Source organism: Rahnella sp. PAMC25617 (assembly GCF_050606005.1).
In the GTDB taxonomy this organism is placed as follows: domain Bacteria; phylum Pseudomonadota; class Gammaproteobacteria; order Enterobacterales; family Enterobacteriaceae; genus Rahnella; species Rahnella variigena.
In genome coordinates, this window is sequence record NZ_JBOCUM010000006.1 from 481,635 (window position 1) to 496,954 (window position 15,320).

Here is a 15,320-nt window from a genome sequence, read left to right on the forward strand (position 1 = left end):
CAGAAAAAAGAGGGACATTATGAGCAGTAAACGTCTTGGATTCTTCACCCGCCTGCTGGACAACACCAGCGCGCAGGAACGTTACCGGCTGGCGACCGAGCAAATTATTCACGCCGAACAGTTAGGCTTTGATTCCGCGTGGGTCGCGCAGCACCATTTTCACGAGGCCGAAGGCGGCCTGCCTGCGCCGCTGGTTTTCCTCGCGCAGGTGGCAGCGCATACCCGCTTTATCCGTCTCGGCACCGGCGTGATCACGCTGCCGATGGAAAACGCATTGCGCGTTGCCGAAGACACCGCCGTGCTGGATTTACTTTCCGGCGGACGGCTTGAAATCGGTTTAGGCTCGGGCGGTACGCCGACGTCATTCCCGCCGTTCGGGCTGGAAAGTCAGGATCGCGGCAAGGCCTTTGGCAACAATCTGCAAACCCTGCTCACCGCCTGGCGCGGCGAACCGCTGGCGGGCACCGATAACCGTTTATATCCGGCCGCTCCGCAACTGGCGAACCGCGTCTGGCAGGCGACGTTCTCGGTGGACGGCGGCGCACGTGCCGGTAAATCCGGTGACGGCCTGATGCTTTCGCGCACCCAGCCACGTCCGCAAGATGCGCCAGATTTACGTCTCGATGAACTGCAAAACCCGATTATCGATGCCTATCTGGATGCACTGCCGGAAGGCGTGACGCCGCGCATCATGGGATCGCGTACCGCATTCGTCACTGAAAACGGCGATGAAGCCCGTGAACTGGCGCAAAAAGGTTTACGCCGTCAGGCCGAAAACCACCGCGCCAGCGGGCAGATTGTGAAAGGCGATACGCTGGACGATTACATCCGCGCTTTCGACGTGCATCTCGGCACGGCGGCACAGGTCACCGCGACATTGCAGGCCGATACTGCGCTGGCACGTGTCACCGATCTGGCGTTTCAGGTGCATTCCATCGATCCGCCGCACCCTTACATTTTACGTTCTATCGAACTGATTGCCCGTCACGTTGCGCCCGCGCTCGGCTGGGTTCGCCGCACGCCGCAACGCCGTGTTTCCACCTCCGCTGCCGACTCCTCATTCTCAAGGGAAGCCCTATGACTACCTATTCGACCGACCTGCTGGAAAAGCTGGCTGACATCGCCCCGGACTCGGCGCTGAAACAGGCTCGCGACACGCGTGATGCCGCAACCCGTCACGCACAGGGCAGCTATGACGCGCTGTTTACCGAACAGGATGGCGTGGATTTTTCACTGGCTGAACGCCTGCGGTTAGCGCAAAACGTCGCGCGCTGGCATGGCGATTCGCAACTGACTAACCACTATTCCGAACGTTTGCAGGACTTGCCCGACATCGACGAAACTGCCCGTCTCGACGCTGCGCTGACGCACGGTGAACGCCTGAGTTTCAAACCTGCCAGCGCGACGCCGGCGCATTTGCAGGCACTGAAAAAAGCTGGCTGGTCGGCAGATGCGATTCTCACACTGTCGCAACTGATCGCTTTCGTCAGTTTCCAGAGCCGTGTGCTGCGCAGCTACCGGCTGATTGGTGGCAAGCCGGTAGAGAACGGCAGCAATAAACCTGTCGGTGCCGCGTTCTGGCGCACCGAACCGAATACCCACAGCGGCCGCGATGCACCACAGGCCTTTACCCAGGAAGAACTGGGCTGGGAGCCGTGGATACCGGCGAAAAAGCTGGAAGAATTTGATGAAGCCCAGCAGGCGATCCTGGCGAAATTCGGTCATACGAATTCCGACTATTTCCGCCTGTTAGGCCGTAATCTGCCGGTGCTCGAACAGCGCACGCTGACCGACAAAGGAATTTTCTACACTTCCGGCGGGCTGCCGCGCAAAGAGCGCGAACTGGCCGCCACCGTCGCCAGCAAAATCAACGGCTGTATTTACTGCGCATCGGTGCATTCGCGCAAAGCCAGCCAGCTTTCCAAACAGACGGAAGATGTCCAGCGCCTGATCGACACCCCGCCGGGCGGCATTCTCAGCAAAGAACAATCCCCGCGCTGGCAGGCCGAAATTGATTTCGCCGCCGCGCTTTCCGCTACCCCGCCGGTCGCCACTGCGCAGCACATTGCGGCGCTGCGCGAACAGGGTTTAGACGAACTTGAGATTGTCGATCTGGCGCAGTCTGCGGCGTTCTTCGCCTGGGCAAACCGTCTGATGTTAACGCTGGGAGAACCGTTTAATGACTGAAGCTCAACATCCGCAGCCCCTTCGCCCGCAGCTTGATCACGTGGTGATCAACGTCGCCGAACAACTGGATCAGGCCGGGCAGCAGTTTCGCCGTCTGGGATTCCATCTCACGCCGCGTGGCCATCACTCGCTGGGATCCAGTAATCATCTGGCGATTTTCGGCGAAAACTATCTGGAACTGCTCGGCTTTGAGCTGGGCAACGCGCACACCCGCAAAGACCTGTGGCAGGCGCCGCTTGGCCTGACCGGTCTGGTGTGGAAAACGCAGAATTCATCGGCGGTGTACGAACATCTGCAACAGCAAAACATTGCGGGTTCCGCACCGGCAGAATTCTTCCGCCCTGTGGCGCTCAACGATGGCACCTCGCCGAATGCGCGTTTCCGTACCGTACCGCTGGCCGCCAGCCGCGTACCGAATGGCCGCAGTTTCTTCTGTCATCACCTGACGCCGGAACTGGTGTGGCGCAACGAATGGCAAAACCACCCGAACGCCGTGGCTGATATCACCAGCTTCGTGATTTCTGCAGCAAATCCGCAGGACGCCGCAAAAGTCTATGGCGAGTTATTTGGTGCCGCTGCACTGGAGATCAGACCGCAGGAAGTGGCCCTGCGCGCGGGTCGCGCCACCGTCCGGTTTATCACGCCGGAGCAAGCCACCGCTGAATTCGGCATTGTGCCGGAAGGCGAAAACGGCAGCGCGCGGATGGTCGGACTGGAATTCGCCACCCGATCGCTGGAGGCAGTACGGAATAGTTTGCGGGTCGGGGAAATTACATTCAGGGATGACGTTGATCTCGTGTCTGTCCGGGCAGCGGACGGGCTAGGGGTCGCGCTTAAATTCAGCGAGGAATAAGGTCAAGGTCGTGGGCGTCGGCCCACACCGACAAAACCTTGGGTTGCCACCCAGGTCAACACCTTGGGTTGCCACCCAAACTGGCCTCAAGGTCGTGGGCGTCGGCCCACACCGACCAGAGACCCGGTAACGCGCGGGCCTCTGGACTCCGCGCTTTTTACACTGCGCGCTATCGCGGGCAAAAGGGACATGTCCTGTTGCATCAGTGAGTGGCGCAAATCCAGGTGCTTCGCACTGCCTTCTCTCGGTCTTCAAGCCATAGGTCTTGAAGCCGCTCCGTTCAGCTGAATTTTAATCACGCCAGTCAACTTTTCTAAAAGATGAAAACAATCTGTCTTTGAATTTAAGATCGTGCGGGCGATTCAGAAATCTTGCTGAATGAGAGGTTGCAGACCCAAGGCTGCAATCCCGAAATGAAGGGACCGCGCAGCGGCAAGATTTCCAGCCTGTCGCTGCGATACCTGAAACATAGCCAGCGAGCGGAGCGCGCAGTGAAAGAGCCGGAGATTCCTAAGAGGCGCGGCGATAGGCGCCTCTTAGGGCCAGTTTGGGTGGCAACCCAAGGTCTGGTCGGTGTGGGCCGACGCCCACGACCTTGAGGCCAGTTTGGGTGGCAACCCAAGGTCTTGTCGGTGTGGGCCGACGCCCACGACCTTAAGGCCAGTTTGGGCGGCGAGCCCAAGGTGTTGAATTTGTGATCGGTGTGGGCCGACCCCCACGGTCTTAACCTTGACCTTAGATCTTTCTGTTATCTCTTATCCTTTTTAATCTCTTGATTTAATCCCCCAATATGTTAAAAATTTGCAATCAAAAACCCAATGGACGGCTAAACGTCTAAATCCCCATCCGTCTATTTAATAAGGCCGAACGCCCAGTGACCACCTCCCTCCTTGAGATGCGCGATATCTCGATTGCATTTGCCGGTTTCCCTGCCCTGCGCCAGGTGGATTTCACGCTGGAAGGCGGCTCCGTCCATGCGTTAGTTGGCGCGAATGGCGCGGGGAAATCGACACTGATGGCGGTGCTTTCCGGCACGCATGAACATTACACCGGGCAGATCACTATCGACGGCAAAGCCGCAAATATCCGCCTGCCGCATCATGCCCGCGAGCACGGGATTCATCTGGTGCAGCAGGAAGTGGATGTCGCGCTGGTGCCGACGCTGAACGTTGCCGAAAACATCATGCTCGACCGCCTTTCTGAACCGGGTCATCTGCATAACTGGCCGCAGCTTTACCGTCAGGCACAGTTACTGACCGAACAGCTTGGGCTGAACATCAACCTGCGGGCTCGCATCGAGAGCTGCACGCTGGCGGAGAAACAGCTGATTTTGCTGGCGCGGGCGTTATCGCATAAATGCCGGTTCCTGATCCTCGATGAGCCGACCGCCCCGCTCGATCAGGCGGAAAGTGCACGTCTGTTCGCACTGGTACGCAAGCTGAAAGCCGCCGGAATGGCGATTGTGTTTATCTCGCACCGTATCCATGAACTGCGTGATATCTGTGATCGCATGACGGTGCTGCGCGACGGGCGTCTGGTCAGCGATGACAGCATGGACGGCCTGAGCAACGAGCACATTATTGAGAAAATGATCGGCCATCAGCTCGACGATATTTACCCACCGCGCCGTCCGCCGCACAGCGGTGAAACGCTGCTAAGCATTCATGGGATGCACGATAAAGACAAACTGCGGGATATCTCGCTGCGACTGCATCGTGGCGAAATCCTCGGCATTGCCGGGCTGGCGGGTGCCGGAAAAACTGAACTGTGCAAGGCGCTGTTTGGCGCGACGCCGAGTCAGGTGGAAAGCGGTGAACTGAATGGCAAACCCTGGAAGCCGAAAGAACCGCATCTTTCTGTCGAACAGGGGCTGGCGTTAGTGCCGGAAGAACGGCGCAAGGAAGGGATTTTCATTGATGAAAATATCCCGATGAACCTGAGTGTGACCGCTGACGACACTTTTTCGCGCTGGAGTATTTTCAACGCGCGCCAGTCACTGTCATGGGCAAAAGACATTATCAGCCGCTTAGGCATTCGCGCTTCCGGGCCGATGCAGAAGCTGGCACGGCTTTCCGGCGGCAACCAGCAGAAGGTCGCTATCGGAAAATGGCTGCGCAGTGAGAGTCAGGTGTTGATCTTCGACGAACCGACCAAAGGCGTAGACATCAAAGCCAAAACGGACGTGTTCAGGCTGATCGACGGCCTGGCGCAACAGGGAAAAGGCATTATTTATGCTTCCGGTGAGTTCGCCGAACTGGTCGGTTTATGCGACCGCATTCTGGTGTTGTGGGATGGCCGCATTGTGGCCGAACTTGACGCCGCTAACGTCGACGAAGAAACCTTATTAGTCTATTCAACCGGAGGAACACCCGCGTGAACAAAGCCGTGGTGAGTAAAGAAAGCGTGCCCGCAGCGAGTCAGCCGTGGCGTCATCAGCTGTTCGAGTTTTTGTATAAATGGGGCATGTTGCTGACCGTGGTATTGCTGATTGCCGGTTTTGGTGTGGCATCAGATAACTTCCTCGAGCCGTCGAATATCATCAACATTTTGCGTTCGATTGCCATCGTGACGGTGATTGCTATCGGCGTATCGATTTCACTGGCGGTCGGCGGCTTCGATTTATCCGTCGGGTCAACGGCGTCACTCGCCAATGCGCTGGTGATTTCGATGTTCGTCTGGCACGGTTTCGGCACCACCGAAGCCATCTTAATCACGCTGGCGTTGTGTACGCTGGTCGGCCTGTTCAATGCCTTCCTGATTGTCATCCTGAAGATCCCTGACATGCTCGCCACCCTCGCCAGTTTGTTTGTGATTCAGGGCGCGGCGATGACTTACAGCTATGGCGGCTCGATCACTGAAAACATGTTATTGCCGAGCGGTGACATGGCCGAAGGCACGGTGCCCGCGGTGTTCAGCCTGCTCGGTCAGGTGCCGGTGATTGTCATCGTGATGGCCGTCGTGACCATTGCGGTACAACTGTTTATGTCGCTGACCAAACATGGCCGCCGCATGTACGCTATCGGCGGTAACCCGCTGGCTGCACGTCTGGCGGGGATCCGCACCGCGCGTTATCGCGTGATTGCCTATGTGATGTCATCCGTTCTGGCCGGTGCTGGGGGTATTTTGCTGGCGTCACGTATCGGGTCTTCGCAGGTGAATGCCGGAGGCGGTTACCTGATGGACGCCGTTGCCGCCGCCTACATCGGCTTCTCGCTGGCAGGTTCCGGTAAACCGAATGCGCTGGGAACCCTGCTGGGCGCAGTCATTTTAGGCGTGCTGTCGAACGGACTGGTGATGTTGTCGGTGCCGTATTACGCGATGGATATCATCAAAGGGCTGGTGCTGGCGGTGGCGCTGGCGCTGACGTACATTCAGAAGAGATAGCAGAGGCCGCTGCTATATTTCGGCTTTTTTAAGGTCAACACCGTGGGCTCGCCGCCCACACCCACAAAACCTTGGGTTGCCACCCAAACTGGCCTCAAGGTCGTGGGCTCGCCGCCCACACTGGCCCAAAGGGTTTTAAACGAAACCCTTTGGAATCCTGCGTTTTTTTAACTGCGCGCTATCGCCAGACACTATGTTTCAGTCACCGCAGCGACAGGCTGGAAATCTTGCCGCTGCGCGGTGCCTTCATTTCGGGATTGCAGCCTTAGGTCTGCAACCTCTCATTCAGCAAGCTTTCTGAAACGCCCGCAGCATCTTAAATTCAAGGGCAGACAGTTTTTAGATTTCAAAATCAGTCAGGTTGTGAATTAAGAGCCTGAGGCCGGTTCCAAAATACCGCCGGACGAGAGGTGGAAAACCGCGCATCTTTTTGCGCAGGTTGTAACCCGATGGGAGGGAACCGCGCAGCGGCGGGATTTTGCGGCTATCACTGCGGCTTATGAAACATAGTCAGCGAGCGGAGCGCGCAGTGAAAGAGCCCGGGGGGTCTTGGGGGGCGGCGGCGATAGGCCGCCCCCCAAGTCGGTGTGGGCCGACGCCCACGGTTTTGACTTTAAAACATTTCACATCAGCACTTTATACATCACGCTCGTCGATTCCAGCATCCCTTCCGTCGACATCGCATAATGCGGGATCGTTCCGCTCAGGGTGAAACCGAGATTTTCATACAATGTCTGTGCCGGACTGCCCGTCACCGTATCCAGTACCAGCAGGGTTTTACCTTCTTCGCGTGCCAGCGCTTCGACTGCCGTCATCAGCTTACGGGCGAGCCCTTTACGGCGGCCATCGGGGTGAACCATCAGTTTCACCACGTCACCGCGATGGATGCCGTTGGCGGGCTGATCGACCACCAGTTGCACAGTACCGGCAATTTTCCCTGCCACCCGCGCCACCAGCAGACGCTTTTCACCACGCTCAAAAGCTGGCAAAAGCTTTTGCCAAAAGGCCTGCGCCTGCACAAAACCAAAAGGCAAAATGAATCCGATACTTGCGCCGAGTGCGACGGATTGCATCAGCGTCTCCGCCAGCGCATCCAGATCCGCAGGCGTCAGCACGCCATCCTGCACTTCGCTGATCACCACTTCTTCATTGCTGCTTTGCATGGGAATAACCCTTTTCATCAGAGGTTAAGGACGTGAAATAACGATGGCGTAACGGGCATCCTGCGGGCCGGGTACGTGAAAAGATGTTGTGCCGTGAAGATGAAAACGCAGACAGTCTCCCGCTTCCAGCCGGTAACAGCGGCCATCGAGGGTGAATTCCAGTACACCTTCCAGCATCCAGATATGCTGTTCGAGGCCGTCCACCGGCGGGGAATCATACGAAATGGTCGCGCCTGATTTCAGCAAACCGGAAATCAGCTCAGCACGAAAACCGGGGGCGGGCGCGGAGACCGAACGACGCTCAAAACCGGTTTCGCGATCATGCCAGACAGGTTGCTGCGCGCGGCGTATAAGCTCCGGCGGGTTATCTTCCAGCGCCATCAGCAGGCGTGAAGTCGTCAGCCCGTAAGCCGCGCTCAGTTTGCCCAGCAAAGATGCCGTCGGGCTGGTTTCTGCCCGCTCGACTCGCGAAAGTGTGGCACGGCTGATACCGGTCAGTTGCGCCAGTTGTTCAAGTGACCAGCCCTGCCCGATACGTAATTCTGCCAGACGCTCAGCGAGACGCAGATCCTGACTTTCCTGCCCTTCTTCCATTTTCTTACCCTGCCGTTAAATCTCAATATCGGGAAAATATCTCTGATATGAGAACATTGCAAGTTAAAATAATGTAGGCGAAAAGTATTAGGCAAGTTGTACAAAAATAATAAAGTTGTACAGCTTTGCAATCTGGCGCTAGAGTTAAGATTAGTTAGTGCGAAAATTTTGGAATTCATTATGTCTCTTTACAGCATCGGCGAAGTCGCCCGAATTTGTGGTATCAACCCGGTCACGCTGCGTGCCTGGCAACGCCGTTACGGCTTGCTAAAACCGCAGCGCACCGAAGGCGGCCATCGTCTGTTTAATGATGATGACCTTGATACCATTCGCACTATTTTGGGCTGGATTAATCGCGGGATACCTGTTGGTCAGGTGAAATCCCTGCTCGAAGGCAAAGTGGATGCACTGCCGGGCGGCTGGTCGCAGTCAGAACACAGTTTGCTGACCGCATTGCAGGATGGCCGCAGCAATAAAGTCCGTCAGTTGATGATGGAACTCGGTCGTGAATATCCGGCGGCATCTTTTGTGAATAACGTGCTCAGACCCTTGCGCTCGCGTCTCAGTGCAGGTGATCCGCGCCTGCTGATGTTACGCAGCCAGCTTGACGGCCTGATCATCGAACACGCGGTGATGTGTATGGGTGCCGCCCGTAAACGTCCCGGCAATCCGGCGACGCTGGTGGGCTGGGGACATCTGGACAGCACCGAGCTATGGCTGGAAGCCATTGTGCGCTGCGAGGAAGGAATGCAGATCGACATCATGCCGGTCCCGCTCGATGACCCGCATCTTGAAAATCTCAGTGGTTCGCAAATCCTGTTATGGGCTGAAGGCAAACTGACGCAAATTCAGCGCCAGCGCCTGCTGAACTGGGTTGAACAGGGCCTGTCGATACTTCTTCTGGGCAGTGCTTCCCTGCTGCTTGGCTCACAAGACAGCGAAGATGAAAACGATAATGTCGAAAGTCTTCACGGTGAAGGCACGCCTCCGGTTCTGCAGATAGTGCCAGTGCGTAATGGAAGGAAAAAATAATGATCAAATATTTTCCTGAACCCGCGATACCCGCTGATGTTCTGACCCGGCTTTGCGAATTTTACAGCCATCTGGATGTGAGCCAGCTCCCGCAGCTTTCGCGTATTTATCATCCGCATGTGGTGTTCATTGATCCGGTGTCGCATTACGACGGCGTAGATGCTCTCGAACGCTATTTCGCACAGTTGCTCAAAAAAGTGAATTACTGCCGCTTTGACATTCAGCCTCCGCTGACCAGTGGCGCTGAAGCGTCGCTGTTCTGGCGGATGGAGTTTTCGCATCCGGCACTGAAAAAAGGTCAGGCTATGTTCCTCAATGGCGCCAGCCATCTGCGCCTGTCAGATAACCGGATTGCTTATCAGCGCGATTATTACGATCTCGGTGCGATGTTGTATGAGCATGTTCCGGTGCTCGGCGGCGCTGTCCGCGCGGTTAAAGCAAGGTTGAAATAATGCGCCGCGTCCTGATCACCGGTGCCAGTTCGGGTATCGGAAAACAGCTGGCTCAGGACTATGCCGCAGAAGGCTGGGAAGTTATCGCCTGCGGGCGTGATGGTGAAAAACTCATTGCGGTCGCCGCCGCCAGTCCGCTGATTATCCCGCTGCGTTTTGATATCACCGATTTATCAGAAACCCGTCAGGCGTTGCAGGACGTGCAGGCCGATCTGGTGATCCTGTGCGCCGGTACCTGCGAATATCTTGATGACGGCGTGGTTGAGGCTGAAAAAGTCGTCCGCGTGATGAACACCAATTTCATCGGCCCGGTGAATTGTCTCGATGCCCTGCTGCCGCGCCTGGCTCCCGGCAGCCGCGTGGCGCTGGTCGGCTCCGTGGCCTGGCTTTTGCCTTTTTCACGCAGTGAAGCTTATGGTGCCTCGAAAGCCGCGCTGGCCTTTTTCGCCCGTTCTCTGGCGGTGGATCTGGCAAAACGTCAGATCCATATTTCCCTGATCCAGCCGGGATTTGTCGAAACGCCGCTGACAGCACGCAATGATTTTCCGATGCCGATGATGGTGACGGCGGTGCAGGCATCAAAACACATCCGTAAAAAACTGGCGCACGGCGCCAGCGAAATTGCCTTCCCTCCTCTCTTTGCCCGTTTGCTGAAAACTACCGCGCTGCTGCCGGTCGGTCTGCAAAAATGGTTATGCCGGAAAATGGTGAAATAAAATGACAACTAAAGTGGCTATCATTGGCAGCGGGATTTCAGGGCTGAGTTGTGCCTGGTTACTGGCAAAGAACCAGCCGGACTGCGAAATTACCGTCTTTGAGGCATCGGCAACGTTAGGGGGGCACACCGCCACGCAGGATGTGATTTCAGACGGCCAGGAATACGCCATCGATACCGGTTTTATTGTCTATAACACCCGCACGTATCCGCATTTTATCGCCCTGCTCAAAGAGCTGGGCATTGAAGGTCAGCCGACGGAAATGAGCTTTTCTGTGCGTAATCCGCTCAGCAAACTCGAATACAACGGGCATTCGCTCAACAGCCTGTTTGCCCAGCGTCGCAACCTTTTCAGGCCGCGGTTCTGGCAGTTCATTTTCGAAATATTGCGCTTTAATAAATTGTGTAAGGCACGCCTGCTCAATCCGCATAATGACGAAGACACACTGGCCGATTTGCTGGATCAAAACGGATTTTCGCCGTTCTTCGCCCTGCATTATGTGCTGCCGATGGGCGCGGCAATCTGGTCCTCTTCTCTCGGCGATATGGCGAATTTCCCGCTGTCGATGTTTCTGCGCTTTTTCAATAACCACGGGCTGCTGGATGTCACTAACCGTCCGCAGTGGATGGTGGTGCCGGGCGGTTCGCGGGAATATATCCGCCGGATGCAGGAGAAACTCCCCGCCAGCGTAAAACTGCTGACCAGTACACCGGTCACTGGCGTTATCCGCACATCCGGCGGCGTGACGCTGCATTCAGCACAGGGTGAAGAACGGTTTGATCAGGTAGTTTTCGCCTGCCATTCCGATCAGGCGCTGAGCATTCTGGGTGAGAACGCAATGGACGCAGAAAAAAGCATTCTCGGCGCGCTGCCTTATCAGGCCAATGACGTCATTTTGCATACCGACACCCATCTGCTGCCGCGCGAGAAACGCGCCTGGGCGAGCTGGAATTATCAGCTGCCTAATACGCTCCATCCGGCGGGGCGCGGCGATTTTCGCGACAGCAATCCGGCGCACAGCCGCCGTGCCAGCGTGACCTATAACATGAATATTTTGCAGGGACTGAACGCGCCGCAGACGTTTTGTGTTTCCCTCAATCCGCTGACGCCGATTGATGAGAGCAAGGTGTTGTTCCGCGCCACCTATATGCATCCGGTTCTGAATCTGGCCAGCCACCATGCGCAGCAGGAGCGTTACCGGATCAACGGCCACCACAACACCTGGTTTTGCGGCGCTTACTGGTACAACGGTTTTCATGAAGACGGTGTTAACAGCGCACGCGACGTGGTGGAACAACTGAGCCTGCGGTTATTCACTGCACAGGCAGAACCTGCGCCGGAAAAACGGGAGGCGTCATGAACAGCCAGCTGTATGTTGGCACGGTGCGCCATCGCCGGTTTACGCCGGTTGAGCATCGTTTTGACTATGACATTTTCATGCCGCTGATTGATCTCGATGAACTGGATGCATTGCCCGCTCTGGGTATCCGGCTGGAAAAATTTTCTCCTGCCAGTTTTCGCCGTAAAGATTATCTCGGCGGTGGCGATATCAAAACCAAAGCCCAGGCGAGAATTGCCGAGCTGACCGGCGAACGCCCCGAAGGACGCGTGATGCTGCTCTGTCAGCTGTGTTATTTCGGCTGCTATTTCAATCCGGTCAACTTCTACTACCTTTATGATCAAAGCGGAATTTTGCGCTGGATGCTGGCCGAAGTGCGTAATACGCCCTGGAATGAACGCCACACCTACGCGGTGCTCCCTGACGGCTCGCAGCCTGTGCCGAAAGCCTTTCATGTGTCGCCCTTCAATCCGATGGACATGGTCTATCACTGGCGCCTGACACCTCCTGGAAAACAGTTACACATCACTATCGAAAATCACCGCAAAGAACGGGAATTCGATGCTGCCCTTTCTCTGACCGCCCGCCCGCTGACCCGCGAGGCGCTGCGTCAGCAATTGTGGCGGCTGCCCCTGATGACCGCAAAGACCGCGCTGACCATTTACTGGCAGGCGCTGAAACTGTGGCTGAAACGGGCCCCCATTTATTCTCATCCTCCCGTTGATAAGGACTGACCATGAGCCAACCTGAAGTGCAGCTCGCCCGCGAAGGGGCGAACAACAGGCGCAGCAAGGCCGCACGCGCATTGATTCTGAGCGTGCTCAGGCAGCTGAAAGGAGCCGGTCTGACCCTGCGGGAACCGGGCGAAGACGCCATTTTCTTTGGTGATCACACAGCGCCTTTGCAGGGCGAAATCGAAGTTCATCATCTGCGCGCTTATCGCCGTGTTTTACTGGGCGGCAGCATTGCGGCGGGCGAGAGTTTTATTGATGGCGACTGGACCACGCCGAACCTGACGACGGTGTTACAGCTGCTGGCGGAAAACCTGAAACTGGTGGACAAGCTCGAAGCACGCCTGAGCTGGCTCAGCACGCCCGCGAATAATCTGATCCACTTTTTCCGTCGCAACAGCCCTTCTCAGGCACGAAAAAATATCTCCGCGCATTACGATCTGGGCAACGATTTTTATCAGGGCTTTCTCGATGAGAAAATGCTCTATTCCTCCGCCTGGTATCAGGAACCGCAAATGACGCTGGAACAGGCGCAGGAAGCCAAAATGCGCCGTCTTTGCGAACAGCTGCAACTGCATGCAGGAGATCATCTGCTGGAAATCGGTACTGGCTGGGGTGCGATGGCAGAATTTGCCGCGCGCGAGTACGGCTGTCAGGTGACGACCACAACCATTTCCCGCGAGCAATATCGCTTTGCCTGCGAGCGTATTGAAAAAGCCGGGCTGAGCGACCGCGTGACGGTGTTGTGTGAAGACTACCGCTCGTTGCGCGGCCAGTTCGACAAACTGGTGTCGATTGAAATGATCGAAGCGGTCGGAAAGCGTTATCTCTCCACCTTTTTCAAACGCTGTAATGCCCTGCTTAAACCACAGGGACGCATGGCTATCCAGGCGATCACCATTGCCGATCAGCGTTACGCGTCTTACAGCCGCAAAGTCGATTTCATCCAGCGTTATGTGTTTCCCGGCGGCTTTCTGCCGTCCATCACCGCCATGAATGACACCATGACGCGCTGCACCAGTCTGGTGGTGCGTGATTTATTTGATATCGGTTCCGATTACGCCCGCACCCTACATGAATGGCGCGAGCGTGTGCAGCGTTACTGGAATACGCAAACCGGTGACGGGCAGGACGAGCATTTCCGCCGCCTGTGGCTGTTTTATCTGTGCTATTGCGAGGCCGGTTTCCGCGCCCGCACCATCAGCACCGTACAACTGACCGCCGAGCGACGCGGATGATGTCCCTGCGCTTCTGGTTGCTGGCAGCAGGCTTCGACGTCTGGTGGACGCTGGCAGTCTGGGGGCGCGACCGTTTTATTATTTTTCTGCTGATCAGCAGTTTTCTGATGCTGGCGTTCACCCCGTCGCGCCGCCGTTTGTGGGTCGCGGTGGCCTGTACGCTGGGCATTATGATGGATTCGCTGTGGTGCATTCTGGGTCTGTTTGAGTTTACTGATTCTGCCGCCGTGCCCGCGTGGATGATGGCACTGTGGCTGGGTTTCAGCGCGTGGTGGCTGTGGCTGCTGGGGGTTTTACGCCTGAAAGTGTGCTGGTTAATTCCGCTCGGTGCCGTCAGCGGCCCGCTGGCTTATTTTATCGGCATGAACCTGGGTGCGATGCAACTTCAGGCCACGCCGTTGTACGTCTGGCTGGCGCTGGCCGCGGGCTGGGCACTGTTTTTACCCCTGATCAGCCTGCCGGTTTTGCTTAACCAACATTCCCTGCGGAGAAGCTGATGAAAGCACTTTTAACCGCCGCGCTGCTGCTGTTCTGCTCCCCGCTTTTCGCCGCTGTGCCGTGGGAACAGTGGAAACCTGTCGGGCACGCCACGCTCAGCTGGGGGCCGTTTGAGGTTTACAACTCGCAGTTGCTGACCCCTGACGGCACATATCAGCCCCAAAAATGGCCACTGGCATTAGACATTGATTACCTGCGCAGTATTGATCGCGAGGAACTGACCAAAGCCACAGAAGAACAGTGGCAGGCACTCGGATTGCTGGCACAGGCGCAAAAAAATGGCTGGCTGGACGCCGTTGAAAATACCTGGCCGGACGTCAGTAATGGCAGTGAAATCATTTTTGTCGCCACAGAAAACGGCGGGCAGTTTTACAGCCGTGCGGCCAACAGCGTGATGATAAATCCGGCGGGCAACGCATTCACCCCGGCTTTTCGTGATGCGTTCCTGGCCATCTGGCTCTCCCCTGAAACGCAATATCCGGATTTACGCAGCAAACTGACCGGTGCTACCGCATCGGATTGACATCCCTCTGACCGGAGGCTTTATGACTGTTTTTCGCCAAGGTTTTTTTGCGTTACTGATGGGCTGCATTGTGGTCCTCAGCGGCTGTAAAGCCAACATCGAGGATTACGCCCAGGCTCAGCCGAAGCTGGATATTTTTACCTGGTTCGCCGGTGACAGCTTGGCGTACGGCATGGTGCAGGATTACAGCAACAAACAAACGCGACGCTTTACCGTGAAAATTCGTGGTGACGTGGCGGGCGATACGCTGACGTTGCATGAGGATTTTGTGTATGACGACGGCGAGAAGCAAACCCGCGTCTGGCATATACGTAAACTCGCTGACGGCAGCTATACCGGCACGGCGGGCGATATTATCGGTACCGCCACCGGTCATTCCGCCGGTAACGCGTTTAACTGGAAATACGTCATGGATGTGAAATCAGGCGGCAGCACCTACCGCCTGACCTTCGATGACTGGATTTATCAGCAGGATGAACAGCACCTGTTCAACGTCACCTCACTGACAAAATTCGGCGTGGAAGTCGCGCGGGTGTCGATCTTCTTTGAGAAGAAGTAGGTAAGTTCGATCTGCTTCCTCCCCTGCGCAGGGGGAGGAGCACAACAAACC

The 15,320-nt window shown here is 56.4% G+C and carries 16 protein-coding genes; 14 read left to right on the forward strand and 2 right to left on the reverse strand.

All coding sequences use genetic code 11. The features are described 5' to 3' along the window. Positions 1–19: 19 nt before the first annotated feature. The 5 genes from ACM615_RS08255 (at position 20) to ACM615_RS08275 (ending at position 6,424) form a co-directional block, all read left to right on the forward strand. Complete coding sequence (locus ACM615_RS08255) at positions 20–1,081, forward strand: putative FMN-dependent luciferase-like monooxygenase (RefSeq protein ID WP_112291223.1); 1,062 nt, start codon at positions 20–22, stop codon at positions 1,079–1,081. After that, positions 1,078–2,187, forward strand: coding sequence for an alkylhydroperoxidase domain protein (locus ACM615_RS08260; RefSeq protein ID WP_431011754.1), 1,110 nt, complete (start codon positions 1,078–1,080; stop codon positions 2,185–2,187). Before ACM615_RS08255 ends, ACM615_RS08260 begins: the two co-directional genes overlap by 4 nt. Then, the gene (locus tag ACM615_RS08265) at positions 2,180–3,040 is read left to right on the forward strand and encodes a VOC family protein (protein WP_431011755.1); all 861 of its coding nucleotides are present in this window, start codon (positions 2,180–2,182) and stop codon (positions 3,038–3,040) included. Before ACM615_RS08260 ends, ACM615_RS08265 begins: the two co-directional genes overlap by 8 nt. Positions 3,041–3,935: 895 nt before the next feature. After that, positions 3,936–5,417 carry a sugar ABC transporter ATP-binding protein gene (locus tag ACM615_RS08270; protein ID WP_129639421.1) on the forward strand — a complete coding sequence of 494 codons (1,482 nt, stop codon included), beginning with the start codon at positions 3,936–3,938 and terminating at the stop codon, positions 5,415–5,417. A gap of 8 nt (positions 5,418–5,425) precedes the next feature. Then, positions 5,426–6,424, forward strand: coding sequence for an ABC transporter permease (locus ACM615_RS08275; protein ID WP_369964713.1), 999 nt, complete (start codon positions 5,426–5,428; stop codon positions 6,422–6,424). 623 nt (positions 6,425–7,047) lie between these two features. Here the strand turns inward: ACM615_RS08275 and ACM615_RS08280 are convergent. Next, the gene (locus ACM615_RS08280; RefSeq protein WP_129638439.1) at positions 7,048–7,587 is read right to left on the reverse strand and encodes a GNAT family N-acetyltransferase; all 540 of its coding nucleotides are present in this window, start codon (positions 7,585–7,587) and stop codon (positions 7,048–7,050) included. A gap of 24 nt (positions 7,588–7,611) precedes the next feature. Beyond that, positions 7,612–8,181, reverse strand: coding sequence for a helix-turn-helix domain-containing protein (locus ACM615_RS08285; RefSeq protein ID WP_112287470.1), 570 nt, complete (start codon positions 8,179–8,181; stop codon positions 7,612–7,614). A 180-nt stretch (positions 8,182–8,361) separates the two neighbouring features. Here ACM615_RS08285 and ACM615_RS08290 point away from each other — a divergent pair, with 180 nt between their 5' ends. Genes ACM615_RS08290 through ACM615_RS08330 form a run of 9 tightly spaced genes read left to right on the forward strand, consistent with a single transcriptional unit; the run spans position 8,362 to position 15,269 of the window. Next, positions 8,362–9,213 carry a MerR family transcriptional regulator gene (locus ACM615_RS08290; RefSeq protein WP_129638438.1) on the forward strand — a complete coding sequence of 284 codons (852 nt, stop codon included), beginning with the start codon at positions 8,362–8,364 and terminating at the stop codon, positions 9,211–9,213. Continuing rightward, positions 9,213–9,665 carry a nuclear transport factor 2 family protein gene (locus ACM615_RS08295; protein ID WP_129638437.1) on the forward strand — a complete coding sequence of 151 codons (453 nt, stop codon included), beginning with the start codon at positions 9,213–9,215 and terminating at the stop codon, positions 9,663–9,665. Before ACM615_RS08290 ends, ACM615_RS08295 begins: the two co-directional genes overlap by 1 nt. Next, positions 9,665–10,381 (forward strand): SDR family NAD(P)-dependent oxidoreductase, encoded by a 717-nt coding sequence (locus ACM615_RS08300; RefSeq protein ID WP_431011756.1) that lies wholly within the window; start codon positions 9,665–9,667, stop codon positions 10,379–10,381. Before ACM615_RS08295 ends, ACM615_RS08300 begins: the two co-directional genes overlap by 1 nt. Position 10,382: 1 nt before the next feature. Continuing rightward, positions 10,383–11,741, forward strand: a complete 1,359-nt coding sequence (locus ACM615_RS08305) for an NAD(P)/FAD-dependent oxidoreductase (RefSeq protein WP_431011757.1) — start codon at positions 10,383–10,385, stop codon at positions 11,739–11,741. After that, positions 11,738–12,454 (forward strand): DUF1365 domain-containing protein, encoded by a 717-nt coding sequence (locus tag ACM615_RS08310; RefSeq protein ID WP_112287465.1) that lies wholly within the window; start codon positions 11,738–11,740, stop codon positions 12,452–12,454. Before ACM615_RS08305 ends, ACM615_RS08310 begins: the two co-directional genes overlap by 4 nt. A gap of 2 nt (positions 12,455–12,456) precedes the next feature. After that, positions 12,457–13,689 carry an SAM-dependent methyltransferase gene (locus ACM615_RS08315; protein WP_113877857.1) on the forward strand — a complete coding sequence of 411 codons (1,233 nt, stop codon included), beginning with the start codon at positions 12,457–12,459 and terminating at the stop codon, positions 13,687–13,689. Continuing rightward, positions 13,686–14,186, forward strand: coding sequence for a DUF2878 domain-containing protein (locus ACM615_RS08320; RefSeq protein ID WP_113877858.1), 501 nt, complete (start codon positions 13,686–13,688; stop codon positions 14,184–14,186). The genes ACM615_RS08315 and ACM615_RS08320 overlap by 4 nt, the downstream gene beginning before the upstream one ends. Then, complete coding sequence (locus ACM615_RS08325; protein ID WP_112287462.1) at positions 14,186–14,710, forward strand: hypothetical protein; 525 nt, start codon at positions 14,186–14,188, stop codon at positions 14,708–14,710. Before ACM615_RS08320 ends, ACM615_RS08325 begins: the two co-directional genes overlap by 1 nt. Positions 14,711–14,732: 22 nt before the next feature. Next, on the forward strand, positions 14,733–15,269 hold the full coding sequence (locus ACM615_RS08330) for a DUF3833 domain-containing protein (RefSeq protein ID WP_431011758.1): 537 nt from the start codon (positions 14,733–14,735) through the stop codon (positions 15,267–15,269). Positions 15,270–15,320 lie beyond the last annotated feature (51 nt).